General features: G+C 66.0%; 15 protein-coding genes. 9 read left to right on the top strand and 6 right to left on the bottom strand.

Annotated features, from left to right (window positions below; translation table 11 throughout):
* Window positions 1–85: 85 nt before the first annotated feature.
* The 4 genes from ASD82_RS10670 to ASD82_RS10655 all read right to left on the bottom strand — a co-directional run bounded on the left by ASD82_RS10670 (window position 86) and on the right by ASD82_RS10655 (window position 3584).
* Window positions 86–2116, bottom strand: a complete 2031-nt coding sequence (locus ASD82_RS10670) for a methyl-accepting chemotaxis protein (RefSeq protein WP_056717820.1) — start codon at window positions 2114–2116, stop codon at window positions 86–88.
* Between the two features lie 127 nt (window positions 2117–2243).
* Window positions 2244–2783, bottom strand: a complete 540-nt coding sequence (locus ASD82_RS10665) for a chemotaxis protein CheW (RefSeq protein WP_056717819.1) — start codon at window positions 2781–2783, stop codon at window positions 2244–2246.
* Window positions 2780–3151: a response regulator gene (locus ASD82_RS10660; protein ID WP_056717818.1), complete on the bottom strand. Its 372-nt coding sequence runs from the start codon at window positions 3149–3151 to the stop codon at window positions 2780–2782. The genes ASD82_RS10665 and ASD82_RS10660 overlap by 4 nt, the downstream gene beginning before the upstream one ends.
* 22 nt (window positions 3152–3173) lie before the next feature.
* Window positions 3174–3584, bottom strand: a complete 411-nt coding sequence (locus ASD82_RS10655; RefSeq protein ID WP_274378300.1) for a response regulator — start codon at window positions 3582–3584, stop codon at window positions 3174–3176.
* A 355-nt stretch (window positions 3585–3939) separates the two neighbouring features.
* Between ASD82_RS10655 and gshB the strand changes: the two genes are divergently transcribed.
* From gshB to ASD82_RS10620, 7 genes are all read left to right on the top strand, one after another.
* Window positions 3940–4917, top strand: a complete 978-nt coding sequence (gene gshB, locus ASD82_RS10650) for a glutathione synthase (protein WP_056717817.1) — start codon at window positions 3940–3942, stop codon at window positions 4915–4917.
* Window positions 4914–5783, top strand: coding sequence for an energy transducer TonB (locus tag ASD82_RS10645; RefSeq protein ID WP_056717816.1), 870 nt, complete (start codon window positions 4914–4916; stop codon window positions 5781–5783). Before gshB ends, ASD82_RS10645 begins: the two co-directional genes overlap by 4 nt.
* 53 nt (window positions 5784–5836) lie before the next feature.
* Window positions 5837–6406 (top strand): YqgE/AlgH family protein, encoded by a 570-nt coding sequence (locus tag ASD82_RS10640; RefSeq protein ID WP_056717815.1) that lies wholly within the window; start codon window positions 5837–5839, stop codon window positions 6404–6406.
* Window positions 6403–6852, top strand: coding sequence for a Holliday junction resolvase RuvX (gene ruvX / locus ASD82_RS10635; RefSeq protein ID WP_056717814.1), 450 nt, complete (start codon window positions 6403–6405; stop codon window positions 6850–6852). Before ASD82_RS10640 ends, ruvX begins: the two co-directional genes overlap by 4 nt.
* Before the next feature lie 28 nt (window positions 6853–6880).
* Complete coding sequence (locus ASD82_RS10630; protein ID WP_056717813.1) at window positions 6881–7807, top strand: aspartate carbamoyltransferase catalytic subunit; 927 nt, start codon at window positions 6881–6883, stop codon at window positions 7805–7807.
* Window positions 7808–7891: 84 nt separating this feature from the next.
* On the top strand, window positions 7892–9673 hold the full coding sequence (locus tag ASD82_RS10625; protein WP_056717812.1) for a hypothetical protein: 1782 nt from the start codon (window positions 7892–7894) through the stop codon (window positions 9671–9673).
* 237 nt (window positions 9674–9910) lie between these two features.
* On the top strand, window positions 9911–10279 hold the full coding sequence (locus ASD82_RS10620; RefSeq protein WP_056717811.1) for a BON domain-containing protein: 369 nt from the start codon (window positions 9911–9913) through the stop codon (window positions 10277–10279).
* Window positions 10280–10361: 82 nt separating this feature from the next.
* Here ASD82_RS10620 and ASD82_RS10615 read toward each other — a convergent pair whose 3' ends face one another.
* Window positions 10362–11531: a PilT/PilU family type 4a pilus ATPase gene (locus tag ASD82_RS10615; protein WP_056717810.1), complete on the bottom strand. Its 1170-nt coding sequence runs from the start codon at window positions 11529–11531 to the stop codon at window positions 10362–10364.
* Between the two features lie 118 nt (window positions 11532–11649).
* On the bottom strand, window positions 11650–12687 hold the full coding sequence (locus ASD82_RS10610) for a type IV pilus twitching motility protein PilT (protein WP_056717809.1): 1038 nt from the start codon (window positions 12685–12687) through the stop codon (window positions 11650–11652).
* 382 nt (window positions 12688–13069) lie between these two features.
* On the opposite strand from ASD82_RS10610, the gene proC reads away from it, so the two are divergent.
* Window positions 13070–13894 carry a pyrroline-5-carboxylate reductase gene (gene proC / locus ASD82_RS10605; RefSeq protein WP_056717808.1) on the top strand — a complete coding sequence of 275 codons (825 nt, stop codon included), beginning with the start codon at window positions 13070–13072 and terminating at the stop codon, window positions 13892–13894.
* On the top strand, window positions 13891–14466 hold the full coding sequence (locus tag ASD82_RS10600) for a YggT family protein (protein WP_056717807.1): 576 nt from the start codon (window positions 13891–13893) through the stop codon (window positions 14464–14466). The genes proC and ASD82_RS10600 overlap by 4 nt, the downstream gene beginning before the upstream one ends.
* Window positions 14467–14640 lie beyond the last annotated feature (174 nt).

Genomic DNA, 14640 nt, shown 5'->3' with positions numbered 1-14640 from the left:
GCACAACGCCAGCATCCTGCAACCATCGAGACTGCCCCCTGTCTTGTGCTTTTCTCAATCGCGCCGGAAAGCGGCACGGCCGATGTCAACCCGGCAGCTTGAAGTGAGCCACCGAACGCCGCAGATCGCTCGCCAGCTGTGCCAGCGTACCGATCGAGTCGGCCGTCTGGCTGGCACCTTGCGAGGTCTGCGAAGTAATTTCCTGAATCGCGTTCATCGAGACGGAGACATCCGTCGCCGCCGCGGACTGCTCGCGTGCTGCGGTCGAGATGTTCTGAATCAGCGCGGACAGATCGTGCGAAACGCGTTCGATGTCACCCAGTGCGCTACCGGCATCCTCCGCCAGGCGTGCACCGGCGACCACCTCGGCGGTGGTCTGTTCCATCGAGTTCACCGCCTCGTTGGTATCGGACTGAATCGTCTGCACCAGCGTTTCGATACGCTTGGTGGCGCTGGTCGAGCGTTCGGCCAGTCGCTGCACTTCGTCCGCCACGACCGCGAAACCGCGGCCCGCCTCACCGGCCGAGGCCGCCTGGATCGCCGCGTTCAACGCCAGGATGTTGGTCTGCTCGGCGATGTCGTTGATCAGTTCGACGATCGAGCCGATCTCCTGCGAGGATTCGCCCAGCCGCTTGATGCGCTTGGAGGTCTCCTGGATCTGGTCGCGGATCGAGTCCATGCCGGAGATCGTCTCGCGCACCACTTCGGCGCCGTGCGAGGCGATCTTCACCGATCGTTCCGCCACGTCGGCCGATTCGGCCGAATCCCTGGACACCGTGTCCATCGAGGTCACGATCTGGTTGATGGCCGAGGTGGCCGAGCTGATCTGCTGTGCCTGCTGTTCCGCCGCGTTGGCCAGATGGCGGGCGGTGGTCTGGGTTTCCTGCGCCGACGAGGAGACCTGCTCGGAGGTCTCGTTGATCGTGGTCACCAGTGAACGCAGCTCGTCGATGGCGTAGTTCACCGAGTCGGCGATGGCGCCGGTGATGTCTTCGGACACCGTGGTCTTCACGGTCAGGTCGCCTTCCGCCAGCGAGCCCATCTCGTCCAGCAGGCGCATGATCGCCTCCTGGTTGCGCTGGTTCAGCTCGGTACTCTGCGCGAACCGCTTGCGCTGGTCGCGCACCAGGGTGATGACCAGCAACAGGGCGAAGGCCACCGCGGCGATCGCGCCGAGCAGGCCCCACCACACGTTCGGGAACAGCCGGCGCAGCGGCAGCTTGCCGATCTGCTCGGACAGGTCGTTTGCACGCAGCAGCACGGTCTGCGAATCCAGCGAAGCCTGGTTGCCGGCGCGCTTCACGTCGGCGATGTTGCCGGCGGCGGCGACCAGCTTGGAAACCGGGTCGGCCAGCTGGTTCCAGCTGGCGTCCATGTCGGTCAGGATCTTGCGGGCGTTGGAGTCGTTGATCGGCTTCACGCCGCTGTCGGGGTTGCCTTCGATCAGGCCCTTGAGCACGTTGCCGTACAACTGCGCGTCGCGGAACAGGCCGTCGGCAGCGGACTGGGCGCTGTCGCCACCCTGCAGCACTTCCTGCACGCGGCGGATGATTCGGTCAGCCGACAGCATCTGGCGGGAGGTGCCCAGCATCTGCTCGGAGCTGCCGTTGCGCTGCTGCAGGATGTTGACCACCTGTTCCATGCTCGAGTTGAGCAGGGGCATCTGCTGCGAAAGCGTGGCGGCGCGCTGCCCGGAGTCGAGCACCACGGCCTTGTTCGACAGGATCTTGCCGATGTCGGCGTCGAGCTGTCTCCAGGAAGCATCCAGCGCATTGACGGCACGACCCGCGGGGGTGACGTTGTTGTCCGCATACGGCTGCATGCCGCCCTTGGGATCACCCTTGTTCAGCCGCTGCACCGCGGAATCAATCGCGTTGCGGGTGGACTCGAGCTCCTTGAAGGAGTCGGTGTTGCCATCGGCCGATTCCAGCGCGAACTTCGCCGTCTGCTGTGACAGCACCTGGATCTGCGTGGTCAGCGCGATCGCCTGGCGATCTTCACTGTTCTTCTGGTTGAGCAGGAAGAAATCCAGTGCCGCGAAACCGATCGCAATCAGCAGCAGGACAATGAGTGCGGTGTAACCGCGTTCCCTGCTGACGCCCCCTGTAGTGCTCATGTTCACCTCATCCGTCTAACTGTCTGCATTGCCGGCCCCGCACAGCGGATACCGGCCAGGGAATATTGTCCCAAGTTTCCGGCCCGTTCCGGCGCCGGCCCTCCATGCCACTTCCGCCTGCGTGTGCTCAGGCGGCGGCCTGGCGGAAATCCGGCGCTCGCACCAGCCGGTTCATGCTGAAAATGGCCATCTGTTGCTCGCCCACCCGGCTTTCGGCGAAACGCACCAGTCGCGGATCATCTTCGCGCCCGGCATCACGCCGCTGTTCCTCGTCGACCGTACGCTGGCCGAACACCTCGTCCACCAGCAGGGCCACGTTGCCGCCACCCTGACGCACCACCAGCAAGCGGGTCCGGTCGGTGTGCTGCGTGCGCTCGCCGAACAGGAATCGGCCGAAGTCGATCACCGGCACCAGGTTGCCGCGCACATTGGCCACGCCGAGCAGCCAGGGCTGGGTGCCCGGCACGGCGGTGAGCACGGGCACGGCCAGCAGCTCGTTGATCTCGTCGATGCCGCTGACCAGCAGGCGCGAACCCACCCGGAAACCGATGCCGCGCCACAGTCCGGGCGCCTCGAACTTTTCCTGCGTGTCCGACGCGTGAGCCAGCGACAGCCGCTCGTACTGGGCAAGGATCTCGAAAGGGGTGCGGTTGACGGACTGGTTCATTTCTCGCTCGGCAACAATTCGTTGATGCAGGCCAGCAGTTCTTTTTCGTTCACCGGCTTGGTGATGAAGGCCCGCGCACCCTGGCGCAATCCCCACACGCGATCGGTTTCCATCGACTTGGTGGTGATCATCACGATCGGGACGTTCTGGGTCTTCGGATCGCGGGTAAGCGTGCGCGTTGCCTGGAAGCCGTTCATGCCGGGCATGATGACGTCCATGATGACGAGGTCGGGCAGATCGCTGCGCACGCGCTCGATGCCCTCTTCGGCGGTATTCACCGCCGCCACCTGGTGTCCCGCACGTTCAAGCAGGGTGGTGAACACGCGCACGTCGGTCGGCGAGTCGTCGATGATGAGAATATTGGCCACAGGTCCCCCTCAGAATCTGCAGTCAGTGGCTCGATACCGTGCTGACATGGCGATGGATGGCACCAAGCAGCTCGTCACGCGTGAACGGCTTGGTCAGATACTGTTCGGCACCCACGATGCGGCCACGAGCCTTGTCGAAGAGGCCGTCCTTGGAGGACAGCATGATCACCGGCGTGGCGCGGAACTGGGGGTTGTTCTTGATCAGCGCGCAGGTCTGATAGCCGTCCAGCCGCGGCATCATGATGTCGACGAAGATGATCGCCGGCTTCTGGTCGGAGATCTTGGCCAGAGCCTCGAACCCGTCGACCGCAGTCAGCACGTCGCAGCCCTCTTTCTTCAGAAGGGTCTCGGCCGTGCGGCGGATGGTCTTCGAGTCATCGATCACCATGACCTTGAGACCAGCCAAATCGTTAGCACTCACGTTCAAATTCACTCACTCCCCCTGCGGCCCGCCCCGAGCTCAGGATAGGCACCACGACATGCAACGTCCATGCCGGACGGTGCGCATGCAAAGTTTATTCTTGACGAGCCATCGGCAACCGCTCTGGGACGGTGATTCCGATGGCTTTGCTGTTTACTGCCTGCCCGCCGAGACTGTCAAGCAATAATCACCCGTGTTGTCTGAGGACTGCACAAGGTGACCCATAGTGGCACCATCTGGCCACCGACGACAGCCTCGACCGCTGCCGTCCGCGTCGTGACGTGATGGCCTCCGCGGTCTTCCATCTTAATATAGCGGCCTGCTGTCCCGCTCCCCTCCGCGTGGCGGCCCATTCCGGAGAATCACGATGAGCCTCGCGATCGGCGTGCTGATGGACCCCATCGGCGCAATCAAGGTGGCAAAGGACAGCAGCTTCGCGATGCTGCTGGAAGCGCAGCGCCGCGGCCATTCGCTGCACTACCTCGAACAGGGCGACCTGGCGCTGCGCAACGGCGATCCGTGGGGGCGCATGGCCACGCTCGAGGTCCGTGATGATCCGGGCCACTGGCATACCCTGGGCACGCCGCAATGGCGTGACCTGCGCCAGCTCGACGTGGTGCTGATGCGCAAGGACCCGCCGGTCGATGCGCAGTTCATCTACGACACCATGGTGCTGGAAGTCGCCCAGCACGGCGGCGTGGCCGTGGTCAACGACCCGCGCTCGCTGCGCGACTGCAATGAAAAGCTGTTTGCCCTGCAATTCGGGCAATGCATCGCGCCGACCCTGGTGGCGCGCGATGCCGGCGAACTGCGCCGATTCGCCGCCGAGCACGGCGAAGTGGTGCTGAAGCCGCTGGATGGCATGGGTGGCCGCGGCATCTTCCGGGCGCGGGCGGGCGACAGCAACCTCAACTCGATGCTGGAGACGCTGCTGGGTGGTGACGCCCACGGCGAAGGGCGCCAGTTCGCGATCGCCCAGAAGTACATCCCGGAAATCACCGCGGGCGACAAGCGCATCCTGGTGATCGATGGCGAACCGGTCCCCTACGCCCTGGCGCGAATCCCCCAGGGCAACGAGTTCCGCGGCAACCTCGCTGCCGGCGGGCGCGGCGAAGGGGTTCCGCTGTCCGATCGCGACCGCTGGATCGTCGAACAGGTGGCGCCCGAACTGCGCCGGCGCGGCCTGCTGTTCGTCGGCCTCGACGTGATCGGCGATTACCTGACCGAGATCAACATCACATCCCCGACCTGTGTACGTGAACTCGACGCCCAGTTCGGGCTTAACATTGCCGGTCAGCTGTTCGACGTCATCGAGCAGCACGTTTCCGGAAACCGCGCCGCGTGAGCCACACTGCAAGCGTCAACTCCCCGCCCGATCCGATTGGCGCCACTTTCCTGTTTTCGCTGCTTCTGCATGGCGTGTTGCTGCTGGGCATCACCTTCCACTTCGTGAAGCCCTCGCCCAGCCTGCCCACGCTGGACGTCACCCTGGTCAACGTGGCCAACCGGCAGGCGCCGGACAAGGCGGACTTCCTGGCCCAGGCCAACAACACCGGCGGCGGCCAGAGCGATCGTGCCGCGCGCCCGTCGGCGCCGTTTTCCGGCGCCATCCCCAAGCCCGACCCCGGGATTGCGGCGCAACCCGTCGACGCCACCACGCCGCAGCCACGCGAGGCCACCCCGACCCGCATGGTCACCACCAGCAGCGCCAGCGACTTCCAGGTGACCAGCGACACCGCCCGGGATCAGGTGGACCCCCAGCAGCTGACCCCGACGGCGGAAGAACTGAAGCGCCGCGAGGCCATCGCGCAACTGGCCGCCGAACTGCGCAAGAAGAAGGTCGACTACGCCAAGCGGCCCAAGGTGAAGTACCTCACCGCCAGTACCCGCGAATACGCCTACGCCGCCTACATGCGGGGCTGGTCCGACCGGGTGGAGCGGGTGGGCAACCTCAACTACCCCGAAGAGGCGCGCCGCCAGGGCTTGCACGGCGACGTGCTGCTCACCGTGGTGCTCAACCTCGATGGCAGCATCAAGACCATCGAAGTCATCCAGAGCTCCGGCCAGAAAGTGCTCGATGCCGCCGCCGAGCGCATCGTGCGCCTGGCGGCCCCGTTCCCGCCGGCCCCGAAAAGCGCCGAACGCATCGACCAGCTCAACATCACCCGCACCTGGCGCTTCCAGCCGAACAACGTGCTGCAGACTCGCTGAACCTCGCGGCTCGCGGTTCGGCGAACGACCCGCACTGCGCTTACAATGCGCACATGACCGCCGTGCAGCCATCGACACTCACCGGGCACTTCCTGATCGCCATGCCCAACCTGGCCGATCCGCCGTTCTCGCGCGGCGTCGCCCTGCTGTGCCAGCACGACGAGGATGGCGCGGTCGGCCTGCTGGTCAACCAGCTTTCCGAGTACAGCTTCGGCGACGTGCTGGCCCAGATGAAGCTGGAGTGCGCGGACAGCGAACTGGCCGACGCACCGGTCCTGATCGGTGGCCCGGTGCAACAGGAGCGCGGCTTCGTGCTGCATCGCGAGCCCGGCCCCTGGGATTCCAGCTACCGCATCAACGACCACTGGTCGGTCACCACCTCGCGCGACATCCTCGTCGCCATGGCCGCCGGTGAAGGCCCGCGCCAGGCGATCATGGTGCTCGGCTACGCGGGTTGGGACGCCGGCCAGCTGGAACAGGAACTGATGGCCAATGCCTGGCTGACCGCCGAAGCCAGCGACCGGGTGGTGTTCGACACGCCGCTGGAAGAGCGCTGGAGCGCCGCGGCCGGACTGGTCGGCGTCGATCCGCGCCAGTTGTCCGGTTACGCGGGCCACGCATGAGTTGCGCGTTCGGCTTCGATGTCGGCAGCAAGATCACCGGCGTGGCGATCGGCAACAGCTTCACCGCCAGCGCCCGCGCACTGGCCACGCTGGCCGTGCATGACGACACACCGGACTGGAACCGGCTCGATACGCTGCGCCGCGAATGGCAACCGGACACTCTCGTGGTCGGCCTGCCGCTGACCCTGGATGGTGCCGAGCAGCCGGCCAGCCGTCGTGCCCGCCGTTTCGCCGCGCAATTGCAGGAGCGCTACGGGCTGCCCGTGGTGCTGGTCGACGAGCGACACAGCTCGCAGGAAGCCGCCCAGCGTTTTGCCGGCGCCCGCGCGCTGGGCCTGAAGCGACGCCGCGACGCGGCAGCCATCGACGCCGAAGCCGCCGCGGTCGTGCTGGAGCGCTGGCTCGGCATGGCCACGACGAGCAGCGCGCCAGACGCCGATCACTAGAACCCCTCCCACCTCCAGACCGCCCGCCATGAGTCCTCGCCTGCGCCACCTCACCACCCTGGAAAACCTGCCGCGCGAGACCATCGAGCGCCTGCTCGACCGCGCCGAGGCCCTGCGCGACGCCTGCGCCCACGGCACCCGCAAGCTCGACGTGCTGGCCGGACGCACAGTGCTGAACCTGTTCTTCGAACCCTCCACGCGCACCCGCACCTCGTTCGAGCTGGCGGCGAGGCGGCTGGGCGCCGACGTGATCAACTTCGACATCGGGCTGTCCTCGACCAGCAAGGGCGAGGAACTGTTCGACACGCTGCATACGCTGGAAGCGATGCACCTGGACGCCATCATCGTGCGGCACAAGCAGTCCGGCACGCCGGACGAGCTGGTTCGCCACGCCATGAGCGGGGTGTCGGTGATCAATGCGGGTGACGGCAACCGGGCCCATCCCACCCAGGGCCTGCTGGACGCACTGACCATCCGCCAGCATCGGCCAGACCTGGAGAACCTGCGCGTCGTGATCTGCGGCGACATCAAGCACTCGCGCGTGGCGCGCTCGGACATCAGCGCCTTGAACGCGCTCGGCGTGAAGGAGATCCGCCTGTGCGGACCCGCCGAGCTGATGCCTGATGCCAACGAGGTGCCCAAAGGCTCGCGCCATGAGGATTTCGACGAGGCCATCGAAGGCGCCGACGCGGTGATCATGCTGCGCCTGCAAAAAGAGCGCATGGCCAGCATCGAGCTGCCCGACGAGGCCGCCTACTTCGCCCACTACGGCCTGGACCGGCGGCGCCTGGCGCGGGCCGCCCCCGGCTGCCTGGTGATGCACCCGGGACCGATCAACCGCGGCATCGAAATCGCCTCCGACGTCGCCGACGGCGCGCAGTCGCGCATCCTGGAACAGGTGGGCAATGGCGTGTTCGTGCGCATGGCCGTGCTGAACGAAGTGCTGGCACGCTGAAGCGCAGCGATTACGGCACCGCAGCACGGCCCCGGGCAAGCGGGCATAATGTCCCGCGCAGCATTCACCACACTGGGGATCATCATGCGATCGACGACGCGATACATCGCGCTGGGCTTCGCCGGCATCATGCTGGCGGCCTGCGGGCACAAGGACAAGGATGCACCACTGGCTTACGTTCCGGCGGACACGCCGTACGTGATGGCCAATCTCGACACCATGGACGACAGCACCCGTGGCGCCCTGCTCGCGCAAGCCGATGCGCAACTGCCATCCCAGCTGGCACAACTGGATGCCGCCGCCGACCGGCTGGCCGCGAAGGACCCGGAGGGTGCGCGCCTGCTGCGCGCGCTGCACGCCGAGTTCAAGGGCAAGACCATCGAAACCTTCGCCGAAGGCGCAGGCATCAATCTCAAGGGCTATTCCGCGTTCTATGGCCTGGGCCTGGCCCCGGTCGCCCGCTTCGACCTGAGTGACCCCGCCGCGTTCGACGCCTTCGTCGGCCGGCTGGAAACCGCTTACGGCAAGAAGCTGGAAGTGACCAGCCTCGACAAGCAGTCCTATCGCCGCTTCACTTCCGCCGCCTCGGGCACGCAGATGATCCTGGCCACCGTCGGCAAGCAGGCGGTCGCTGCGCTGCTGCCCGGCGATGCTTCGCCGGCGCTGTTGCGCCAGGCACTGGGACTGGACCGTCCGCAGAAGAGCCTGCAGGACGACGGTCGCCTGGCCACCCTGGCCAAGGCCAAGGGTTACCAGAAGTGGCTGGTCGGCCAGTTCGACCTCACCCGCGCGCTGCCGCTGGCGGTGAGCGGCAAGGACCCGCTGGTGAATGCGATCCAGAAGGCCCGCGCCCAGGCGGTGTCGGCCAAGACCGGCGAGCCGGTGGCCACCCAATTGCAGACCTCGCCCAGCTGCAGTGCGGACGCGGCGCGCATCGCCGCCCGCGTGCCCACCATCAGCTTCGGCTACACGCAGCTTGATGCGAAGCACCAGGACGCCCGCGTCGACATCGCCCTGGCGGACGACATCAGCCAGGCCTTCGCCGGCCTGAAGGTGGCCTTGCCCGGGCTGGGCAAGGCCGGCAGCGCGCCGTTCGACCTCAGCATCGCGCTGCCGATCGCCAGCATGCGCGGCTTCTGGATGGCGCAGGCTGACGCGGTCGCCGCCAAGCCGTTCACCTGTGCCTCGCTGACCGACCTCAACGACAGCTTCGCCAAGCTGGGCCCGGCCATGCAGAAGGCGGCGATTCCGCCGTTCGGCGACATGTTGGGAGTGCGCCTCGCGCTGGATTCGCTGAGCGCCGGCAAGGATTCCGCGATGCCTTCGTTCACCGGGCGCCTGGTGCTCGGCACCAGCAATCCCGAAGGACTGCTGGCGATGGGCCAGATGATGGTGCCCGCGCTGTCCCAGCTGAAGCTGGGCCACGACGGCACGCCGCAGGCGCTGCCCAAGGACATGGTCAGCATGCTGGGCCAGCCTGCATGGGTGGCGATGAGTGAAAAGGCGCTCGCGCTCGGCGTCGGTGCCGGCGAAGACAGCCACCTGGCCGACACGCTCAAGGAACCCGGCGGCGACGCCGGCCAGATGACGCGGATGCACATCAGCGGCGCCATGTACGTCAGCTGGCTGCAATTGATGGAACAGAAACTGGACGCGCTGGCTGCTGCCACCGCGACGCTGGGCAAGAGTGACGAGCCGTCGATCGACGACGGCAGCGACGCCACCAGCGCCGCCGACGAACTGGCCCGTTCCAGGGCGCAGTTCGCCGCGATGAAGGCCCAGGCCGAACGGGTCGACAGCATCGATGCCGAGATGCACGTCGACAAGAGCGGCATGGTGATCACCAGCCAGACCGTGCTGAAGTAACCCGATCGTCTGGACCAGAAGCCGGGGCGCCGTCGCGTCCCGGCTTTTTTGTGCCCGCAACGAACAGATGTCGAACATGCCGATGACATCCCGTTCGCATCCGTGATCGGGGACTGAACGGGGCGTGTCGCGGCGACATGCATTTCACCCTCCGGCTGGTGCCATGTCCCAAGGAAGCCGCTGCATGGCATCCCGCCTGCCACCGGCAGGCCCTCACCGCCAGTCAGGGAGATCGATATGCGCAATTCCAAGATCCGCACCAGCCTTTATGCCACCGCCATGATGTTCGGCTTCGCGGCCATTCCGTTCGGCCAGGTGATGGCCCAGGACAACGCCGGCCAGATGCAGAAGGCGTCGGACAACCAGACCGTTCCCGACAAGGCCGCCGATGCCTGGATCACCACCAAGGTGAAGTCCGAGTTCGGCACCACCAAGGGCGTTTCCGCCACCGACATCTCGGTGTCGACCAACGATGGCGTGGTGACCCTCAGCGGTACCGTTTCCAGCGCCGCGGAGAAAGACAGCGCCGAGCGCGTGGCCCGGAGCGTCAAGGGCGTCAAGAGTGTCGACACCAGCGGCCTCACCGTCGGCGTGGCCGAAAAATGATCACGGCATGACGGTGGCGATGCCACCTTGCTGAAACGAAAAAGGCGCCCCAGGGCGCCTTTTTCTTCATCCGGCAGGCGCCTCAGCGATTGAGGAAATTCGCACCACCAAGATTGTTCCCGTCGCGCGTCTCTTCCAGTTCCACGCCGTCCAGACCCTGCGACAGGGTATGCGCATCGCCGCCCTGCGCCAGCTTGATGCGCAGGCGCACCTCGTTGGAGCTGTCGGCGTAACGCAACGCGTCCTCGTAGCTGATCTCGCCGGCGTGATAGAGCTCGACCAGGGCCTGGTCGAACGTCTTCATGCCCAAGAGGGTGGATTCCTTCATCACTTCCTTCAGCTTGTGGATCTCGCCCTGGCGGATGTAGTCCTGCACCAGCGGCGTGCCCAGCAGCACTTCCACCGCCACGCGGCGTGCCTTGCCGTCCGGGGTGGGGATCAGCATCTGCGCCACGATGCCCTTCAGGTTCAGCGAAAGGTCCATCAGCAGCTGCTGGCGACGGTCTTCCGGAAAGAAGTGCAGGATGCGATCCATGGCCTGGTTCGCGTTGTTCGCGTGCAGGGTGCACAGCACCAAGTGGCCGGTTTCGGCGAAGGCAATCGCGTGGTCCATGCCCTCGCGGGTGCGCACCTCGCCGATCATGATCACGTCCGGCGCCTGGCGCAGGGTGTTCTTCAGGGCGTTGTCCCAGGTGTCGGTGTCGATGCCGACTTCGCGCTGGGTGATGATGCAGCCCTCGTGCTTGTGCACGTATTCGATCGGGTCCTCGATGGTGATGATGTGGCCGGTCGAATTCTGGTTGCGGTAGCCGATCATCGCCGCCAGCGAGGTCGATTTGCCCGAGCCGGTGGCGCCCACGAAGACGATGATGCCGCGCTTGGTCATCGCCAGCTGCTTGAGTACCGGCGGCAGGGTCAGCTCCTCGATCGACGGAATCTTCGACTCGATACGGCGCAGCACCATGCCGACGCAGTTGCGCTGGTAGAAGCACGAGACGCGGAACCGACCCACGCCCTGGGCGGAGATCGCGAACTGGCATTCGTGGGTCTTCTCGAACTCCTCGCGCTGGCCCGGCGTCATCACGTTGAGCACCATGTCACGCGACTGCTGCACGCTGAGCGGGCTCTGCGTGATCGGCACGATGCGGCCCTGCACCTTCATCGACGGCGCCACGCCCGCGGTGATGAACAGGTCGGACGCCTTCTTGTGCACCATCAGCTTCAGGAAGGAGGTGAAATCAAAATCGCTCATGGCTCTACCTCAGGGATTCGAGATTCGGGATTCGGGATTCGTCAGAAAAGCCGACGCCGGGAATCGGGCCGGGCGTTGGCTCGTGCCAATCCCGATTTCCGAATCCCAAATCCCCGCTTCACTTGAAGCTGTCCTTGTTCTTGGCGTACATCGAGGCCTCCTGACGGGTCACCAGGCCACGCTTGACCAGGTCCTGCAGGCACTGGTCAAGCGTCTGCATGCCGAACTGCTGGCCGGTCTGGATCGACGAATACATCTGCGCGACCTTGTCCTCGCGGATCAGGTTGCGGATCGCCGGGATGCCGACCATGATCTCGTGCGCCGCGATGCGGCCCCCGCCGACCTTCTTCAGCAGCGACTGCGAGATGACCGCGCGCAGCGACTCGGACAGCATCGAGCGCACCATCGGCTTCTCGCCGGCGGGGAACACGTCGATGATGCGGTCAATGGTCTTCGCCGCCGAGCTGGTGTGCACGGTGGCGAACACCAGGTGGCCGGTTTCCGCGGCGGTCAGCGCCAGGCGGATGGTTTCCAGGTCGCGCAACTCGCCGACCAGGATGTAGTCCGGATCCTCGCGCAACGCCGAGCGCAACGCCTCGTTGAAGCCGTGCGTGTCGCGATGCACTTCGCGCTGGTTGATCAGGCACTTCTGCGAGGTATGCACGAACTCGATCGGGTCCTCGACCGAGAGCATGTGACCGTATTCGTTCTTGTTGATGTGGTCGACCATCGCCGCCAGCGTGGTCGACTTGCCCGAGCCGGTCGGGCCGGTCACCAGGATCAGGCCCTGCGGCTGTTCGATCAGTTCCTTGAACACCCGGGGACAACCCAGGTCTTCCAGGGTCAGCACTTCGGACGGAATGGTACGGAACACCGCGCCAGCGCCGCGATTCTGGTTGAACGCGTTGACGCGGAAACGGGCCAGCCCGGGAATCTCGAACGAGAAGTCGGTCTCGTAGAACTCTTCGTAGTCGCGCCGCTGCTTGTCCGACATGATGTCGTAGATCAGCGAGTGCACCTGCTTGTGTTCCAGCGCAGGGATGTTGATGCGGCGGACATCGCCATCAACGCGGATCATCGGCGGCAGCCCGGCGGACAGATGCAAGTCCGAGGCCTTGTTCTTTACCGAGAAGGCAAGCAGTTCGGCAATGTCCATGAAGTCGTTTCCCCTAAACCGAGCGTCTGGATGGCATGAATTCGGGCGCTGCAATCGGGACCGTCGATCGTCCGCAGGCGTGGTGCGCCGCAACGCATGTTGCCTGGCGCCACCTCGCAGCCCGGACGAGCCGTTCCAATCCCCTTGCAGCCGGGTCGATACTACTCGCGCAAGCGGCTGTGCGGCCAGTCTTTCCAGCCGCCAGCGCGCAAAGTGTCGACCCGGTTTGCGCGGTCTGTCGTAAAACCGCGATCCGACCTTCGCCGGCGGATCGATGGCGACCGTCGCCGGACGCACCCACCACGGAATCGGCCCGCAGTGCGACGGCTCCGGTAAGGTACGCGGTCTGGACGATCCACCTGACCCATCCGAGGAACCCTGCATGACACGACTTGCCTTCATCGGCGGCGGCAACATGGCGCGCAGCCTGATCGGCGGCCTGCTGAAGACCGGCGTGGCGCCGGCCACGGTGAGCGTGGCCGAGCCGCTGGCCGAAGCGCGCCAGGCGCTGGGCCGCGAATTCGGCATCGCCTGCTATGCCGAGAACCGGCTTGCCGCGGCGGAAGCCGAGGTCATCGTGCTGGCGGTCAAGCCGCAGATCATGCCGGCGATCCACGCCGAACTGCGCGACACCCTGCAACGTAATCGCCCGCTGCTGATCTCGATCGCCGCCGGCGTGCGGCTGGACCAGCTGGAACGCTGGTTCGGCAGCGGCCTGCCGATAGTGCGCTGCATGCCCAACACGCCGGCCCTGATCGGCGCCGGCGCCACCGGCCTGTGCGCCAACAGCCGGGTCAGCCCGGCGCAGAAGGCCCAGGCCCAGCACATCCTGGACGCCGCCGGGATCACCCGCTGGATCGACGACGAGGCGCTGATGGATACGGTCACCGCCTTGTCCGGTTCCGGCCCGGCCTACTTCTTCGCCCTGGTCGAGGCGCTGGAAGCAGCCGCCGTGGCCCAGGGCCTGCCCCGCGACACCGCTCGCGCGCTGGCCGCGCAGACCTGCCTCGGCGCCGGCCGCATGCTGGTCGAAGGCGGCGAAGACCCCGCGCTGCTGCGCCAGCGCGTCACCTCGCCCAACGGCACCACCCAGGCCGCGCTGGAAAGTCTTGCCGCCGACGGGCTGCCGCACATCGTGGCCCACGCCGTCCACGCCGCCACCCGTCGCGGCGCGGAACTGGCCAACGAACTGGACAAGCTGTCGTGAGCTACCTGCTGAACGCCCTCTCCATGCTGATCGAGCTGGTCTTCGAGGCGGCCGTCACCCTGCTGCTGCTGCGCGTGGCCGCCGAGGCCTGCCGCGCCGACTTCCACAACCCGCTGAGCCAGTTCATCTACCGCTACACCAACCCGGTGCTGGCGCCGATCCGCCGCGTGCTGCCGAACTGGCGCCGGATCAACCTGGCCGCCCTGCTGCTGGCCTGGCTGGCGATGCTGCTCAAGCGCGTGCTGCTGTTCGCCCTGCTCGGGGTGATGCCGAATCCGCTGGGCCTGATCGTGCTGGCACTGGCCGAACTGCTCGACTTCGCCCTGCTGTTCTATCTGGTGCTGATCTTCGGCTGGTCCCTGCTGAGCATGTTCTCGGTGGACCAGCGCCATCCCCTGCTCAAGCTGGCCGGCGCCCTGGTGGCCCCGCTGCTGCGCCCGCTGCGCGGCAGGCTGGTCGCCGGGCAGATCGACTTCGCGCCGATGGTGGTGATGATCGTGTTGCTGCTGGCGCGCCTGCTGATCGCCGCACCGCTGCTGGATCTGGGGGTGCGGTTGGCACTGGGCGCCTGAGATTTCTCTTGTACGCGGCGGCTCTGGTCTCTTGAAGCAAGGGCTTTCGCCCTCCCCCGGAGGGAGAGTCACTTTCTGCCTCTTGTTTCGATGTGCCTAGAAGCAAAAGCTTCAAGTGCAGAGCGGTCGATCGCCTTCGGCGACCGAGTCACTTTTCTCTTGCGTGGCCAAGAG

It is taken from the genome of Rhodanobacter sp. Root179 (genome assembly GCF_001428465.1).
Taxonomy (GTDB): domain Bacteria; phylum Pseudomonadota; class Gammaproteobacteria; order Xanthomonadales; family Rhodanobacteraceae; genus Rhodanobacter.
Note: the sequence above shows the minus strand (reverse complement) of the source record. Positions and strands in the feature narration are given on the sequence as shown.